This window comes from Lelliottia nimipressuralis (assembly GCF_041464075.1).
GTDB classification, from domain to species: Bacteria; Pseudomonadota; Gammaproteobacteria; order Enterobacterales; family Enterobacteriaceae; genus Enterobacter; species Enterobacter nimipressuralis.
Map to the genome: position 1 here is coordinate 4354118 of NZ_CP167172.1, position 14832 is coordinate 4368949.

At 58.5% G+C, this 14832-nt stretch carries 17 protein-coding genes; 16 read left to right on the forward strand and 1 reads right to left on the reverse strand.

Annotated elements, in window-relative coordinates:
* Window positions 1-67 precede the first annotated feature (67 nt).
* Window positions 68-625, forward strand: coding sequence for a DcrB family lipoprotein (locus ACB496_RS20940; RefSeq protein ID WP_100778543.1), 558 nt, complete (start codon window positions 68-70; stop codon window positions 623-625).
* 6 nt (window positions 626-631) lie between these two features.
* On the opposite strand, the gene ACB496_RS20945 is transcribed toward ACB496_RS20940, so the two are convergent.
* Window positions 632-1846, reverse strand: a complete 1215-nt coding sequence (locus ACB496_RS20945) for an MFS transporter (protein ID WP_371973620.1) — start codon at window positions 1844-1846, stop codon at window positions 632-634.
* Window positions 1847-1990: 144 nt separating this feature from the next.
* Here ACB496_RS20945 and ACB496_RS20950 point away from each other — a divergent pair, with 144 nt between their 5' ends.
* From ACB496_RS20950 to ACB496_RS21020, 15 genes are all read left to right on the forward strand, one after another.
* A complete protein-coding gene (locus ACB496_RS20950) occupies window positions 1991-3040 on the forward strand; it encodes an AI-2E family transporter (RefSeq protein ID WP_100778541.1) in 1050 nt (349 codons plus the stop codon).
* Between the two features lie 296 nt (window positions 3041-3336).
* Window positions 3337-3726, forward strand: coding sequence for a hypothetical protein (locus ACB496_RS20955; protein WP_100780797.1), 390 nt, complete (start codon window positions 3337-3339; stop codon window positions 3724-3726).
* Window positions 3727-3795: 69 nt separating this feature from the next.
* Window positions 3796-4860 (forward strand): methyltransferase, encoded by a 1065-nt coding sequence (locus tag ACB496_RS20960; protein WP_371973623.1) that lies wholly within the window; start codon window positions 3796-3798, stop codon window positions 4858-4860.
* A gap of 64 nt (window positions 4861-4924) precedes the next feature.
* Window positions 4925-5647 carry a beta-ketoacyl synthase chain length factor gene (locus tag ACB496_RS20965; RefSeq protein ID WP_102105304.1) on the forward strand — a complete coding sequence of 241 codons (723 nt, stop codon included), beginning with the start codon at window positions 4925-4927 and terminating at the stop codon, window positions 5645-5647.
* Window positions 5644-6459, forward strand: coding sequence for a lysophospholipid acyltransferase family protein (locus tag ACB496_RS20970; RefSeq protein WP_371973625.1), 816 nt, complete (start codon window positions 5644-5646; stop codon window positions 6457-6459). The genes ACB496_RS20965 and ACB496_RS20970 overlap by 4 nt, the downstream gene beginning before the upstream one ends.
* On the forward strand, window positions 6440-6697 hold the full coding sequence (locus ACB496_RS20975; protein WP_100778537.1) for a phosphopantetheine-binding protein: 258 nt from the start codon (window positions 6440-6442) through the stop codon (window positions 6695-6697). The genes ACB496_RS20970 and ACB496_RS20975 overlap by 20 nt, the downstream gene beginning before the upstream one ends.
* 13 nt (window positions 6698-6710) lie before the next feature.
* Window positions 6711-6962: an acyl carrier protein gene (locus ACB496_RS20980; protein ID WP_100780796.1), complete on the forward strand. Its 252-nt coding sequence runs from the start codon at window positions 6711-6713 to the stop codon at window positions 6960-6962.
* Window positions 6963-6968: 6 nt separating this feature from the next.
* The gene (locus tag ACB496_RS20985; RefSeq protein ID WP_371973627.1) at window positions 6969-7556 is read left to right on the forward strand and encodes a hypothetical protein; all 588 of its coding nucleotides are present in this window, start codon (window positions 6969-6971) and stop codon (window positions 7554-7556) included.
* The gene (locus ACB496_RS20990; RefSeq protein WP_371973629.1) at window positions 7549-8910 is read left to right on the forward strand and encodes an AMP-dependent synthetase; all 1362 of its coding nucleotides are present in this window, start codon (window positions 7549-7551) and stop codon (window positions 8908-8910) included. The genes ACB496_RS20985 and ACB496_RS20990 overlap by 8 nt, the downstream gene beginning before the upstream one ends.
* Entirely contained in the window at window positions 8897-9250 is a 354-nt protein-coding gene (locus tag ACB496_RS20995; protein ID WP_371973631.1) for a hydroxymyristoyl-ACP dehydratase, read from the forward strand. The genes ACB496_RS20990 and ACB496_RS20995 overlap by 14 nt, the downstream gene beginning before the upstream one ends.
* Window positions 9241-10932, forward strand: a complete 1692-nt coding sequence (locus ACB496_RS21000; protein ID WP_371973633.1) for a glycosyltransferase — start codon at window positions 9241-9243, stop codon at window positions 10930-10932. Before ACB496_RS20995 ends, ACB496_RS21000 begins: the two co-directional genes overlap by 10 nt.
* Window positions 10933-10935: 3 nt before the next feature.
* Window positions 10936-11358, forward strand: coding sequence for an acyl-CoA thioesterase (locus ACB496_RS21005; protein WP_102105299.1), 423 nt, complete (start codon window positions 10936-10938; stop codon window positions 11356-11358).
* Window positions 11355-11960, forward strand: a complete 606-nt coding sequence (locus tag ACB496_RS21010; protein ID WP_107702683.1) for an outer membrane lipoprotein carrier protein LolA — start codon at window positions 11355-11357, stop codon at window positions 11958-11960. The genes ACB496_RS21005 and ACB496_RS21010 overlap by 4 nt, the downstream gene beginning before the upstream one ends.
* Window positions 11929-14250 carry an MMPL family transporter gene (locus tag ACB496_RS21015; protein ID WP_371973636.1) on the forward strand — a complete coding sequence of 774 codons (2322 nt, stop codon included), beginning with the start codon at window positions 11929-11931 and terminating at the stop codon, window positions 14248-14250. The genes ACB496_RS21010 and ACB496_RS21015 overlap by 32 nt, the downstream gene beginning before the upstream one ends.
* The gene (locus tag ACB496_RS21020; RefSeq protein WP_100778529.1) at window positions 14250-14831 is read left to right on the forward strand and encodes a DUF3261 domain-containing protein; all 582 of its coding nucleotides are present in this window, start codon (window positions 14250-14252) and stop codon (window positions 14829-14831) included. The genes ACB496_RS21015 and ACB496_RS21020 overlap by 1 nt, the downstream gene beginning before the upstream one ends.
* The last annotated feature ends 1 nt before the right edge of the window (window position 14832 follow it).

A 14832-nucleotide genomic window follows, 5' to 3' on the forward strand; every position in this document is an offset into this window, starting at 1 on the left:
CGCTTTATCAGTTGTGATAAGATGGACAAATGAGCCGTTATGGCCGTTTATCGAAAGGAAGAAGTCAATGCGCAATCTGGTTAAATATGTCGGGATTGGCCTGCTGGTTGTGGGTCTTGCGGCCTGTGATAACAGCGATACGAAGACCCCTGCTCAGGGCGCGTCTGCTGAAAGTAACGCCACCGGACAACCGGTGAATTTGATGGATGGCAAACTCAGTTTCTCTCTGCCGGCGGATATGACCGATCAGAGCGGCAAGCTGGGTACCCAGGCGAACAACATGCACGTCTATTCAGACGCCACCGGGCAGAAAGCGGTGATCGTGATTGTCGGTGACGACACCAGCGAAGACCTGGCCGTGCTGACCAAGCGTCTGGAAGATCAACAGCGTAGCCGCGATCCGCAGCTGCAGGTCGTGACCAATAAGTCCATCGAACTGAAAGGCCACACCCTGCAACAGCTGGACAGCATTATCTCTGCCAAAGGCCAGACCGCTTACTCCTCCGTGGTGCTGGGTAAAGTGGACGGCAAACTGCTGACCATGCAAATCACCCTGCCTGCTGACGATCAGCAGAAAGCACAAACCGCTGCGGAAAACATCATTAATACCGTCGTGATCAAATAATTTTCATCACGATTCAACGGCCTCCGTCGCTTGCGCCGGGGGCCGTTTTTTTAGGCGCCAGGTCAACAATAGCGCCACGCCCACCAGCCCCGCCGCCGCCAGATAGATCATCGGAACGCCCGCCCATGCCATCAGCAGCCCGGCCAGTGGCCCGGTCACGCCCAAGGACATATCCATAAATACCGTATAGGTCGCCAGTGCAGAGCCCTGGTTTTGCTGTGGCACGGCTTTCACCGCCACCACGCCCAGCGCCGGGAAGACCAGCGAGAAGCCCGCGCCCGCAAGGAACACGCCGATTTTCGCCACCCACGGCTCGCTGGCAATGCCTGTCAGCAGCAGGCCAACAATCTCCACGGCAAAGCAGATCATGGCCACGTTCAGCCCGCCGAGGCGGTTGATGCCGTTCGGGAAGAGTAACCGCGTGCCAACGAAGGCACAGCTAAACAACGTCAGGGCGAACGCTGCGCCGTCCCAGCCTTTGGCATCGTAAAAGAGGGTGATGAAGGTGGCGATCACACCGAAACCGGCGGAGGCCAGCGCCAGCGCCATGCCGTAAGGCCAGACGCGTCCGAGCACCGCGCGAAACGGCAGCGGTTTACCTTTGTTGGCTTTCACTTTCGGACGCGGCAGCGCCAGTAAAATCGCAATCATCGCCACCACCATAATGGTGATGGCCAGCCCGTGCAGCCCGCCCCACGCGTAACACACCACGCCAAGCGGCGCACCGAGAGCCATCGCGCCGTAGGTGACAATCCCGTTCCATGAAATCACGCGCCCGATATGCGGCGTGCCGACAACGCCTACGCCCCACAGGGTCGAGCCGGTGCCCGCCAGACTTTGCCCGATGCCCAGAATCACACGCCCAAGACACAGCAGCGCCAGGCTAACCATCGGCCAGCCGCTGGTGGTCGCCGCCAGCAGATAGCTCAGACCACTGAGGAAACAGCCGCACAACCCCACCACGACAATACTTTTCGGGCCAAACAGATCCGCGTAGCGCCCCGACTGCGGGCGACTTAACAGCGTGGCGAAATACTGGAGGCTAATCACCAGCCCCGCCCAGAAGGCGCTAAATCCCATCACGTCATGGACGTAACCGGGCAAAACCGCCAGCGGCAGCCCAATGGTGAGATAACTGGCGAAGTTAAACATGACAACAGAAACAATGCGCAGATTGAGGCGTAATCCGCTCAGCGCCGGTTCGGCGGCAGGTACGGGCATGAGGTTCTACCTGGAATTTTGCAACAGTGTTTCACTATTACCACGTCAGGGGGCGAAAAGCAGCAGTGACTTTCAGATTAACGGCGTCAAACGCAGCGGTCTCCAGGCGCTACACTTAACGGGCACACAACAAAAGGAATCAGCATGACAACCCCCCAGCCCGACAAGACGGGCCTCCACATTTTATTAAAACTCGCCTGTCTGGTGGTAATTCTCGCTGGCATTCACGCGGCGGCGGATATTATCGTCCAGCTGTTGCTGGCGCTTTTTTTTGCCATTGTTCTTAATCCGTTAGTTACCTGGTTTATTCGACGTGGCGTGCGGCGCCCGCTTGCCATCACCATCGTAGTCATTGTGATGCTCATCGTGCTGACCGCGCTGTTTGGCGTGCTGGCGGCGTCGCTGAGTGAGTTCTCCACCCTGCTGCCGAAATACAATAAAGAGCTGACGCGCAAGATTGTCGATCTGCAGCAGATGCTGCCGTTCCTCAATTTGCACATCTCCCCTGAACGCATGCTGAGACGCATGGACTCCGAAAAAGTCATGACCTTCGCCACCACCCTGATGACCGGGCTTTCTGGCGCGATGGCCAGCATTTTACTGCTGGTGATGACAGTGGTATTTATGCTGTTCGAAGTGCGCCACGTACCGTACAAACTGCGCTTCGCCCTGAACAATCCGCAAATCCACATCGCCGGGCTGCACCGCGCGCTGAAGGGTGTTTCACACTATCTGGCGCTGAAAACGCTGCTGAGCCTGTGGACCGGGGCGATAGTCTGGCTGGGGCTGGCGCTGATGGGCGTGCAGTTCGCGCTTATGTGGGGCGTGCTGGCGTTTCTGCTCAACTACGTGCCTAACATCGGCGCGGTGCTCTCTGCCGTGCCGCCGATGATTCAGGCGTTTCTGTTCAACGGCTTTTACGAATGTATGCTGGTGGGCGCGCTATTTCTGGCGGTGCATATGGTGCTCGGGAATATCGTCGAGCCGCGCATGATGGGCCATCGTCTGGGCATGTCGACAATGGTGGTCTTTTTGTCATTATTAATATGGGGATGGCTACTTGGCCCCGTGGGAATGCTCCTTTCGGTGCCGCTGACCAGCGTCTGTAAAATATGGATGGAGACCACGAAAGGCGGCGGGAAACTGGCGATTCTTCTCGGACCAGGACGTCCGAAAAGCCGACTCCCCGGATAACGTTTTTAGCGTAAACCTACCAACCGGGGTAGGTTTACGTTTCTCATCAGGTCTATACACTCTATGCCGATTTTTTTAAATCGGCATAATTGTTATATTTAAGTGAATATTCTCTTAGCAAAGCCGATAACAAAATCGATGTCTACATTGCTATCGCGTTAATTAAAGTTAAATTGGCAATGAAAAAAAATAAATAACGCAAGAATGATATTTATCGCAATGGTTTCAATTTATCTTAAGGATTATATTGCGTGAATATCGCGGACGAAATCACTATTATTGATACGGAGTTGTTGATGAAGAAGATTGTGAAATGGTGTGCTGCGTTTGCCATTATGGGTGCGCTGGCAGGCTGTGCGCGTACTGCCCCGGTTGATCAGGTTCATTCTACTGTCAGCGCGGGCCATTCTGCGGAGCAGGTTAAGTCGGCGATTCTGAAAGCCGGTCTTCAGCGCGACTGGATTATGACCGAAGTCAGCCCGGGTGTGATCAAAGGCCGCCTGCAGGCACGCGACCATAGCGCCGAAGTGCGCATCCCGTACACGGCCACAAGCTATTCAATTAATTACGAAAATAGCCTGAACCTGAAAGCCAGCGACGGTAAGATTCATAAAAATTACAACCGTTGGGTTCGCAATCTCGACAAAGATATTCAGCTGAATCTCGCCAGAAGCGCCGCGCAGTAAATTTGTTTAAAGTCGGGCCGCTATCGGCCCGATAACGTATTTCTCTGACCAGTTAAAGGTTACGCAATAATGTACGAAACGGATTCGCTCAGTGCGCTGGATGCCATTACAGAAGCACAACGTATCGCTTTTGCTCCGATGTTGTTTCAAACCGCGCTCTGTCTGCGTAACTCTGGCGTTTTAGCCTGGCTGGATAAACAGGGAAAACAGGGTGCATGCCTGGATGAGATTGTTGAAAACAGCACACTGAATGAATATGCAGTGAGCGTCCTGCTGGATATGGGATTAAGCGGACGGATCGTTACCCATAAAGAAGGTCTGTACTACCTGGCAAAAATAGGCCATTTTCTTCTGCATGACACCATGACCCGCGTAAATATGGATTTTACCCAGGACGTTTGTTATCAGGGTTTATTCCACCTCTCCGATTCCCTTAAACAGGAAAAACCCGCGGGATTATCGGTATTTGGCGAATGGCCGACTATCTATCCTGCATTGTCGCAATTACCGGCGCAGGCGAAAGAGAGTTGGTTTGCGTTTGATCATTACTATTCTGACGCCGCTTTTGATGCCGCTTTGCCATATATATTCGCAAGCAAGCCGACAAAATTGTACGATGTAGGCGGAAATACCGGTAAATGGGCTTTACGCTGTTGCCGCTATGATGAAAATGTCGCCATTACGATCCTCGACCTCCCGCAGCAAATAGCGCTGGCGCAGGAAAATATCGCAATTGCAGGATTATCTCATCGCATTGGGTTCCATGCTGTCGATATGCTTAGCAACGCGGCACTGCCGGGCGAAGCTGACGTGTGGTGGATGAGCCAGTTCCTCGACTGCTTCTCTCCCGATCAGATTGTCACCATGCTGGGAAACGTGGCTCAGGTCATGAAGCCGGGCGCACGGTTATGCATTATGGAGCTGTTCTGGGATGCCCAGAAATTCGAAGCGGCCTCGTTCAGCCTGAACGCGACCTCGCTCTATTTCACCTGCATGGCGAATGGCAATAGTCGCTTTTATAGCGCCGAGAAATTTTATCACTACCTGGAGCAGGCGGGTTTCCACGTAGAGCAACGACTGGACAATTTAGGGTTAGGGCATACCTTACTGATTTGTCAGCAAAACGAACAATAAATTCAGTGAAATACCTGACGGCTGACGCCGTTATTTAATGACGATAGATCGCGGACGCGCGTAGATGAAATTTGCACTTAACATTATCGACTGGCAGGCCAGAGCGCCGGGTCTCAGTGATGCCGAACAATGGCAGGCGTGGTCACGCGATTCGCTCGCCATTGATCCCACTGCGCCACAGGCAAAACTCACTGATTTGCCGATGATGACCGCGCGTCGCCTCAACTCTGGCAGCAAGCTGGCCGTCGATTGCGGGCTGTCGATGCTGCGCAAGCACGCCATCGACGCCGTGGTCTACACCAGCCGTCACGGCGAGCTGGAGCGCAACTACCGCATTCTACATGCCCTGGCGACGGATCAGGCCGTGTCGCCCACCGATTTCGCCATGTCTGTGCACAACTCTTCCGTGGGTAATCTCACTATCGCCGCGCGCCAGCCGATTGTCTCCTCTTCCCTCTCCGCCGGGCTGGACACCTTCCAGCAGGGCTTATGTGAAGTGCTGTGCATGCTGCAGGCGGGTTACGCCCGCGTTCTGCTGGTCGATTTCGACGGTTCACTGCCGGTGTTTTACCACCCTCATTTACCCGCGCACATGCCCACCTGGCCGTATGCGATGGCGTTAGTCATCGAAGCCGGTGATGCGCTGCGCTGCGAAACCCGTTCTGGCAGCCTCGGCGAAGAGCCGCCGTTGCCGCAAAGCCTGATGTTCCTGCAACGTTATCTTACTGGCGAGCCGCAGTTTGTGGTTTCCGGTGAACGCCTGCTGTGGCAGTGGTCCCGCGCATGAACGCGTTAGCCAGCACTCTTAATCGGCTATGGCGTCTGATCATGACCGGATTCTGCTTCGCGCTGTTTGGCGTGGGCGGGCTGCTGCTGTCGCTGGTCTGGTTTAATCTCCTGCTGATTGTTCAGCGCGATCGCGTCAAACGCCGTCGGCTGGCACGCCGCAGTATCGCCGCCAGCTTTCGTTTCTTCATGAACGTCATGCGCCTGACGGGCGTGCTGGATTACCGCATTGATAACCTTGAGACCCTGCGCAGCGAGCGCGGTTGCCTTGTCATCGCCAACCATCCGACGCTGATTGATTACGTAATCCTCGCCTCAGTCATGCCAGAAACCGACTGCCTGGTGAAAAGCGCCCTGCTGCGTAACCCCTTCGTCAGCGGCGTGATTCGGGCAGCGGATTATCTGATCAACAGTGAAGCAGATACCCTGCTCGCCGCCAGCCAGCGACGTCTGGCACAGGGCGATACCTTACTGATTTTCCCCGAAGGCACACGCACCCGCGTCGGGGAAGCGATGACGCTGCAACGCGGTGCGGCCAATATCGCCGTGCGCTGCGGCAGCGATCTGCGGGTGGTGGTGATCCACTGCAGCGAGCACCTGCTCGATAAAAACAGCCGCTGGTACGACGTACCGCCGCGCAAGCCCTTCTTCACGGTTGATGTCCGTGAACGGGTCAATATTCATGATTTTTACGATGCAACAGAACAAGAACCGGCTCTGGCAGCGCGCCAGCTGAACCGGCATCTGCAGCATCGCTTAACATCAGGCCTTCAATCTTTGTCAGGAATTAATGATGCAAGCGCTTTATCTTGAAATTAAAAATCTTATTATCTCTACGCTGAATCTGGACGAACTTACCGCCGACGATATCGAAACGGATGCGGCGCTGTTTGGTGATGGCCTGGGCCTCGATTCCATCGACGCGCTGGAGCTTGGCCTGGCAGTGAAAAACCAGTACGGGGTTGTGCTCTCTGCGGAAAGCGAAGAGATGCGTCAGCACTTCTATTCCGTCGCCACGCTGGCATCATTTATCCATGCCCAACGCGCCTGAGAACGAATTTGCTATGACAGAACAAAATGCCATTTATCAGGAAGTCTGCGGACTCCTGACCAAACTGTTTGAAATCGAACCGGACGCGATCTCTCCCGAGGCGCGCCTGTACGAAGATCTGGAGCTGGACAGCATCGACGCCGTCGACATGATTGTTCATCTGCAGAAGAAAACAGGCAAAAAAATCAAACCTGAAACCTTCAAATCGGTGCGTACCGTTCAGGACGTGGTGGACGCTGTAGAACAGCTTCTGCGCGAAGAGTAAGACGCCATGCGTGGCGGACGATCTTTTCCGGCCATCCCGCTGCTGACGGGGCTGATGCTGCTCGCCTGGCCATTTCTGATTGGCTTTGGGCTGACGCACAACAGCCTGCACTGGCTGCTGCCGCTGATGGCGATGCTGCTGGTCTGTCGCCTGCGTCAGGCGCGGCATAACGCCGGGCCGATGCGCTTTGTGGTGCAAAGCGTGGCGCTGGCGGGCATCGCCCTCTGCACGGCGAGCTATCTGCTGCAAGCGCACCAGTGGCTGCTGCTCTATCCCGTGGTGGTGAATCTCGTGATGCTGGCCGTGTTTGGCGGTTCTCTGTGGACGGCAATTCCGCTGGTCGAACGGCTGGCGCGTTTGCGCGATCCCCAACTGCCGCCGGAAGGCGTTCGCTACACCCGCAATGTCACCCGCGTGTGGTGCGGGTTTTTCATTGTGAACGGTTCGGTGGCGCTGTTTACCGTCATCCACGGCGATATGCAGCTCTGGACGCTGTGGAACGGCATGATCGCGTACATCCTGATGGGGACGCTCATGGCGACGGAGTGGCTGGTGCGTCAACGGGTGATTAAAAAAAGTGAAGCACATGACTAAACCCCTTCCTCTGGGGCAGTGGCTGAACGCGCCGCGCCCGGATGATACGCCGATCGCCTGGCTTGACGATCACACCTGGACACTCGGGCAGCTCCGCCACGACGTCTCCTCCCTGACCAACATGCTCCGTCAGCAGGAGGGCGAGCGCTGGGCGCTGTGCTTTGAAAACAGCTACCTGTTTATCGTCGCCCTGCTCTCGACGCTGCATGCGGGAAAAACGCCGGTGATCCCCGGTCACAGCCGCGTGTCGCTGCTCGAAGAGCAGCGCGCACTGTTCAGCGGCGTGCTGAGCGATCAAACCCTGAGCTATCAGGGCCGCCTGATCGTAGTGAATTCAGCCCGTCGCAGCGCAGACGCCTTCACGCCGCTGCCGCCGATTAACGAAGACAGTTTTGTTGAGCTGTTCACCTCCGGCTCGACCGGCGCACCGCGGCGCATCATAAAACCTGTCGCCCGCCTCGATCGCGAAGCCAGCCTGCTGGCCGACCGTTTTGGCGAGAGGCTGACGGGGTGCAGTATTGTCGCCTCCGTTGTGCCGCAGCACTTGTACGGCCTGACGTTCCGCATCTTTTTACCCCTGTCCCAGGGACTGCCGCTGCACGCGGCAATGCTCTACTACGCCGAACAGCTGGCGGCGCTGCCCCATGACCGGCGCTACGTATTTATCAGCAGTCCGGCGTTTCTGAAGCGTCTCGACACTCAGCTTGCGCCGCCGCCCGTGGCGATGCTGCTCTCTGCGGGCGGTATGCTGCCGTGGGATGATGTCACCGCCACGCATCGCTGGATGAACGTCTGGCCGGATGAAATTTACGGCAGCACTGAGACCGGCATTCTGGCCTGGCGGCATCGTCAGGAGGCGTCGATTCCGTGGCTTCCGTTCCCCGGCGTGCATTTCCGTCACGAAGGGGAGACCTGCCATGTCACCTCTCCGCTGATACACGAGGCCGAAGGCCTACCGCTCGACGATATCCTGCACTTTGAGGATAACGGGACGTTCAGCATCGCCGGTCGCCGTGGCCGGGTGGTCAAAATCGAAGAGAAGCGCGTTTCGCTCAATGAAATTGAGCAGCGTCTGCTGACGCTGGACGGCATTCGCGAAGTCGCCGCCCTGCCCGTCACACGCGGGGGTCGCCAGGGTATCGGCGTACTGCTGGTGCTCAACGACGACGCGCGTCAGCGTCTGCATCAGCAGGGCAATAAAGCGCAGGAGTTTGCCTGGCGCCGCGCCCTGCTGCCGTGGCTTGAGCCGGTCGCCGTGCCGCGCTACTGGCGGATCATCGATGAGATGCCCGTCAACAGCATGAATAAGCGTGTCTATGCGCAGTTACAGGAGTTATTTCATGAAAATCCATGAAATCGAGCGCCACCAGTCGCAGCCACAGAATCTTGAGATTGTCCTGCATCTCGACCCGATGCTGTTCTGGTTCCAGGGCCATTTTGCCGTACAGCCGCTGCTGCCGGGCGTCGCACAGCTCGACTGGGTGATGCACTACGCCACCACGCTGCTGGCTCCGGAATACCGTTTTCACAGCATTCAGAATGTGAAGTTTCAGGCGCCGCTGCTGCCGGATGCCACCATCACGCTGACGCTCAACTGGAATGCCGAACGCCAGATCCTCACCTTTAGCTATCAGCGTCACGACGGCGACGCGCGCCACACCGCCAGCAGCGGGAAGATCCGGTTATGTCGCTGACGTTCCGCCCCTGCGTGCTGATCCCCTGCTACAACCACGGCGCGATGATGGCGAGCGTGCTGTCGCGGCTGGAATCGTGCGCGCTGCCATGCCTGATCGTCGATGACGGCAGTGACGATCAGACACGCCTGGAGCTGGAACGCCTGGCGGGTGCCTATCCGCAGGTCACACTTATCCGGCTGCCGGAAAATGCCGGCAAAGGCACGGCGGTCATCCGTGGGCTGGAGGCGGCTTCCCGCGCAGGGTTTACCCACGCGGTGCAGGTGGATGCCGACGGACAGCACGCCATTGAAGATATTCCGCAGCTGTTAGCGCTGGCCGAAAGCCACCCGGATGCGCTGATCTCCGGCCAGCCCATTTATGATGATTCGATCCCCCGCTCGCGCCTCTATGGCCGCTGGATCACCCACATCTGGGTGTGGATCGAAACCCTGTCGCTGCAGCTGAAAGACAGCATGTGCGGGTTCCGCGTCTATCCCGTGGCCCCCACGCTGAAACTGGCAGAACACGCCACCCTCGGCAAGCGGATGGATTTTGATACGGAAGTGATGGTCCGCCTCTACTGGCAGGGCAACACCAGCTATTTTGTGCCGACGCGGGTGACCTATCCCCACGATGGCCTGTCCCATTTCGATGCCCTGAAAGACAACGTCCGCATATCCCTGATGCACACCCGCCTGTTCTTCGGCATGCTGCCGCGTATTCCTTCGCTTCTGCTGCGTCGCCGTCGCGAGCACTGGGCCGAGCAGCAGGAAGTAAAAGGGCTGTGGGGCATGCGCCTGATGCTGCGCGTCTGGCAGCTTTTTGGACGCCGCGCCTTCAGTCTGCTGCTGTGGCCGGTGATCGGCGTTTACTGGCTGATCGCTCGCCCGGCGCGACAGGCGTCGCAGCAGTGGCTGGCGCGCGTGGCTGACGTGCTTCACGCACAAAACCGCCCGCTGCCGCCGCGCTGTAATAGCTTTTTCCACTTTATGCGCTTCGGCAATTCGATGCTGGATAAAGTCGCGGGCTGGCGCGGCGAGCTGAAGATCAACCGGGATGTGGTCTTTGCGCCCGGCGCGCGCGAAGCGCTGAACGTTGACGCCCCGCAGGGCAAGCTGCTGCTGGCCTCGCATCTCGGCGATGTCGAAGCCTGCCGCGCGCTGGCGCAACTCGACGGCAGCAAAACCATCAACGCGCTGGTATTCAGCGATAACGCCCAACGCTTTAAACAGATCATGCAGGAGATGGCCCCGCAGGCCGGGCTGAACCTGATGCCCGTCACCGATATCGGGCCGGAGACCGCCATCGCCCTGAAAGAGAAGCTCGATCGCGGTGAATGGGTGGCGATCGTCGGCGATCGTATCGCCGTCAATCCTCAGCGCGGCGGCGAGTGGCGCGTGATCTGGAGCGAATTTATGGGAAAACAGGCTCCGTTCCCGCAGGGGCCGTTTATTCTCGCCTCTATTCTGCGCTGCCCGGTGGAGCTGATTTTCGCGCTGCGCCAGCAGGAGAAGCTGCACATTCACTGCGAAACCTTTGCCGATCCGCTGCTACTGCCGCGCGGCGAGCGCCAACAGGCGTTGCAGCAGACCGTTGATCGCTATGCACAACGCCTCGAGCATTACGCGCTCATGTCGCCGCTCGACTGGTTTAATTTTTTCGATTTCTGGCATCTGCCGGATGCCAAAGAGAAGGAGTAAAGGGTGCTGACCGATCCCCGTTTTACGACTGACGTCGAGCTGACCGTCCCTTTCCACGACGTGGATATGATGGGCGTGGTCTGGCACGGTAACTATTTCCGCTACTTTGAGATCGCCCGCGAGGCGCTACTCAACCAGTTTAATTATGGCTATCGGCAGATGAAAGAATCCGGCTACGTCTGGCCGGTGGTCGATACGCGGGTGAAGTACCGCGATGCGGTGAAATTCGAACAGCGCATCCGCGTCCGGGCGCAGATCGAAGAGTTTGAAAACCGCCTGCGTATCGCCTACCAGATTTTCGACGCCGAAACCGGAAAGCGAACCACCACCGGGTACACCATCCAGGTGGCCGTGGAAGAGAGCAGCCAGGAGTTGTGTTTTGTCAGCCCGGCGATTTTGTTTGAACGAATGGGAGTTACGCCATGAAATGGTTGCCCCTGCTGGCGCTGCTGGTCAGCCCGCTGGTCAGCGCGGTTACGCTCGATGAACTGCAGCAGCGCTTTACCGAGCAGCCCGTGGTGCGTGCGCATTTCGAGCAGACCCGCACCATCAAAGACCTGCCGCAGCCGTTGCGCTCGCAGGGCGAAATGCTGATCGCCCGCGACGACGGTCTGCTGTGGGATCAGAAAGCCCCGTTCCCGATGACCCTGCTGCTGGACGACAAACGCATGGTGCAGGCGATCAACGGCCAGCCGCCGCAGACGATCACCGCCGAGAACAACCCGCAGATGTTCCAGTTTAACCATCTGCTACGCGCCCTGTTCCAGGCCGACCGCCACGTGCTGGAAGAGAACTTCCGCATAGATTTTAAGGATCTCGGCGCGGGCCGCTGGTCGCTGGTGCTCACACCGATCACCACGCCGCTGGACAAGATTTTCGCCACTATGAATCTGGGTGGCGCGACCTATCTGGAGTCGATCCAGCTCAACGACAAGCAGGGCGACCGCACGGATATCGTCCTTTCCCGCCATCAACTGACGCCCGCCAGCCTGACTCATGACGAACGCCAACGCTTTGCCGCACCGTAACCCCCTGCGTCCGGCGCTGCTCTGGGGTGTGGTATGCCTGGTTCTGCTGGGCGTCCTGCTGTCGCTCCTGCCCGGCGCGCGACTCAACAGCAGCGTGCTGGCGATGCTGCCCAAGCAGACGCTCGGGGGGATCCCGCCTGCGCTCAACGACGGATTTATGCAGCGTCTGGACCGTCAGCTGGTGTGGCTGGTCAGCCCCGGTAAAACGCCGGACCCGCGCGTGGCTCAACGGTGGTTAACCCTGCTGCAAAAATCGGACGCTCTCAGCCAGGTCAAAGGCCCGATGGATGCCAACAGCCAAAAAGCCTGGGGCGAATTTTTCTGGCAGCACCGTAACGGCCTGCTCGACAGCGCCACCCGCGCCCGCCTGCAAAACGGCGGTGAGGCACAGGCCCAGTGGATCTTATCTCAGCTGTACTCGGCCTTCTCCGGCGTCAGCGGCAAAGAGCTGCAAAACGACCCGCTGATGCTGATGCGCGGTTCGCAGCTGGCGCTGGCGCAAAACAGCCAAAAACTGCGGCTGATGGACGGCTGGCTGGTGACCCAGGACGCCGCCGGAAACTACTGGTATCTGCTGCACGGCGAGCTGGCGGGGGAGTCGTTTGATATGCAGCAAACGCACCGTCTGTTGACAACGCTGCAGGGTCTGGAAACTGAGCTTAAAACGGCTTTCCCGCAGGCTCAGCTGTTATCGCGCGGCACCGTGTTTTACAGCGACTACGCCAGCCAGCAGGCAAAACAGGATATTTCGACTCTCGGCGTCGCCACCCTTCTGGGGGTGATTTTGCTGATTGTGGCGGTGTTCCGCTCCCTGCGCCCGCTGCTGTTATGCCTGATTTCCATCGGCATCGGCGCGCTGGCCGGAACCGTCGCCACGCTGACAATCTTTGGCGAATTGCATCTGATGACGCTGGTGATGAGCATGAGCATCATCGGGATTTCAGCGGATTACACGCTCTATTACCTGACCGAACGGATGGTCCACGGCGCGCAGGATTCGCCGTGGCAAAGCCTGGCGAAAGTGCGTAACGCCCTGCTGCTGGCCCTGCTGACCACCGTGGCGGCTTACTTCATCATGATGCTTGCCCCATTCCCTGGCATTCGTCAGATGGCGGTGTTTGCCGCCGTGGGGCTGAGCGCCTCCTGCCTGACAGTGATTTTCTGGCATCCGTGGCTGTGCCGTGGGCTGCCTGTTCGCCCGGTGCCAGCGATGGTGCTGATGCTGCGCTGGCTGGCCGCCTGGCGGCGCAACAAGGCGCTCTCCGTTGGGCTGCCAGTCGTGCTGGCCGTGCTCTCCGTGGTCGGGATCGCCAGCCTGCGGGTGGATGACGATATCGCCCAGCTCCAGGCTCTGCCGAAAGCGATTCTGGCGCAGGAAAAAACCATTACCGCCCTCACCGGGCAGAGCGTCGATCAGAAATGGTTTGTGGTCTACGGTGATTCCGCCCAGCAAACGCTGGAGCGGCTGGAAGCCTTCACCCCTGCGCTGGCGCAGGTGCAAAAAGCCGGTGAAATAAAAGCGTTCCGCACCCTTCCCCTGAACTCGCTGACGCGACAGAAAAGCGATTTGGCCTTGCTGCACAAGGCCGCGCCGGCAGTGACGAAAGTCTTACAAGACGCGGGGCTGACGAGCGTATCACCCGATCTGAACGCCATGCCTGTGACCACAGACGCCTGGCTCGCCAGCCCGGCGAGTGAAGGCTGGCGTCTGCTGTGGCTGACGCTGCCCGACGGCCACAGCGGCGTGCTGGTGCCGGTCGACGGCGTGAAAAACAGCGCGGCGCTGAGTCAACTGGCGGCAGCGCATCCGGGTGTGGCGTGGGTGGATCGCAAAGCGAGCTTCGACAGCCTGTTTTCCTTGTACCGCAACGTGCTGACGGGCCTGCTGCTGGTCGCGCTGGCGGTGATCGCCTGCGGGGCGATGGTGCGTCTCGGCTGGCGCAAGGGGCTGATAAGCCTGGAGCCATCGGTGCTGTCGCTGGGCTGTGGTCTGGCAGCGCTGGCGGTAACCGGCCATCCGGTGAATCTGTTTTCGCTGCTGGCCCTCGTGCTGGTGCTGGGGATTGGCATTAATTACACCCTCTTCTTCAGCAATCCGCGCGGTACACCGCTTACTTCCATGCTGGCGATTACGCTGGCGATGATGACCACGTTACTGACCCTCGGCATGTTGGTCTTTAGCGCCACGCAGGCGATCAGCAGCTTCGGCATTGTGCTGGTCAGCGGTATTTTCACCGCCTTCCTGCTGGCTCCGCTGGCGATGCCAGCTAAAAGAGAGAGAAAACGATGATGATCCCGTTTGGCCGCGCGCTCGCCCTGATGGCGACTCTGCTGCTGGCAGGCTGTAGCCACTCCACGCAAAACAGTGACGGCACGCGCCCGCAGGCCTGGCTGCAGCCGGGTACCAAAGTGACGCTGCCTGCGCCGGGGATTTCTCCGGCGGTCAATTCTCAGCAATTGCTGACCGGCAGCTTCAACGGCCAGACGCAATCGCTGCTGGTGATGCTCAACGCCGACGCGGATAAAATCACGCTGGCCGGGCTGTCGTCGGTGGGGATCCGCCTGTTTCTCGCCACCTATGACAAGACCGGTATTCACACCGAGCAGTCGATTATCGTGCCGCAACTGCCGCCCGCCAGTCAGGTACTGGCCGACGTGATGCTCAGCCACTGGCCGATCGGCGCCTGGCTGCCGCAGCTGCCGAAGGGCTGGACGCTTGCGGATAAAGGCGATCGCCGCGAGCTGCGCAACGCCAGCGGCACGCTGGTGACCGAGATTGTCTATCTGCAGCGCAAAGGCAAACGCGAGCCGATCAGCATCCAACAGCATGTCTTTAACTACCACATCACCATTCAATATCTGGGTGACTAAG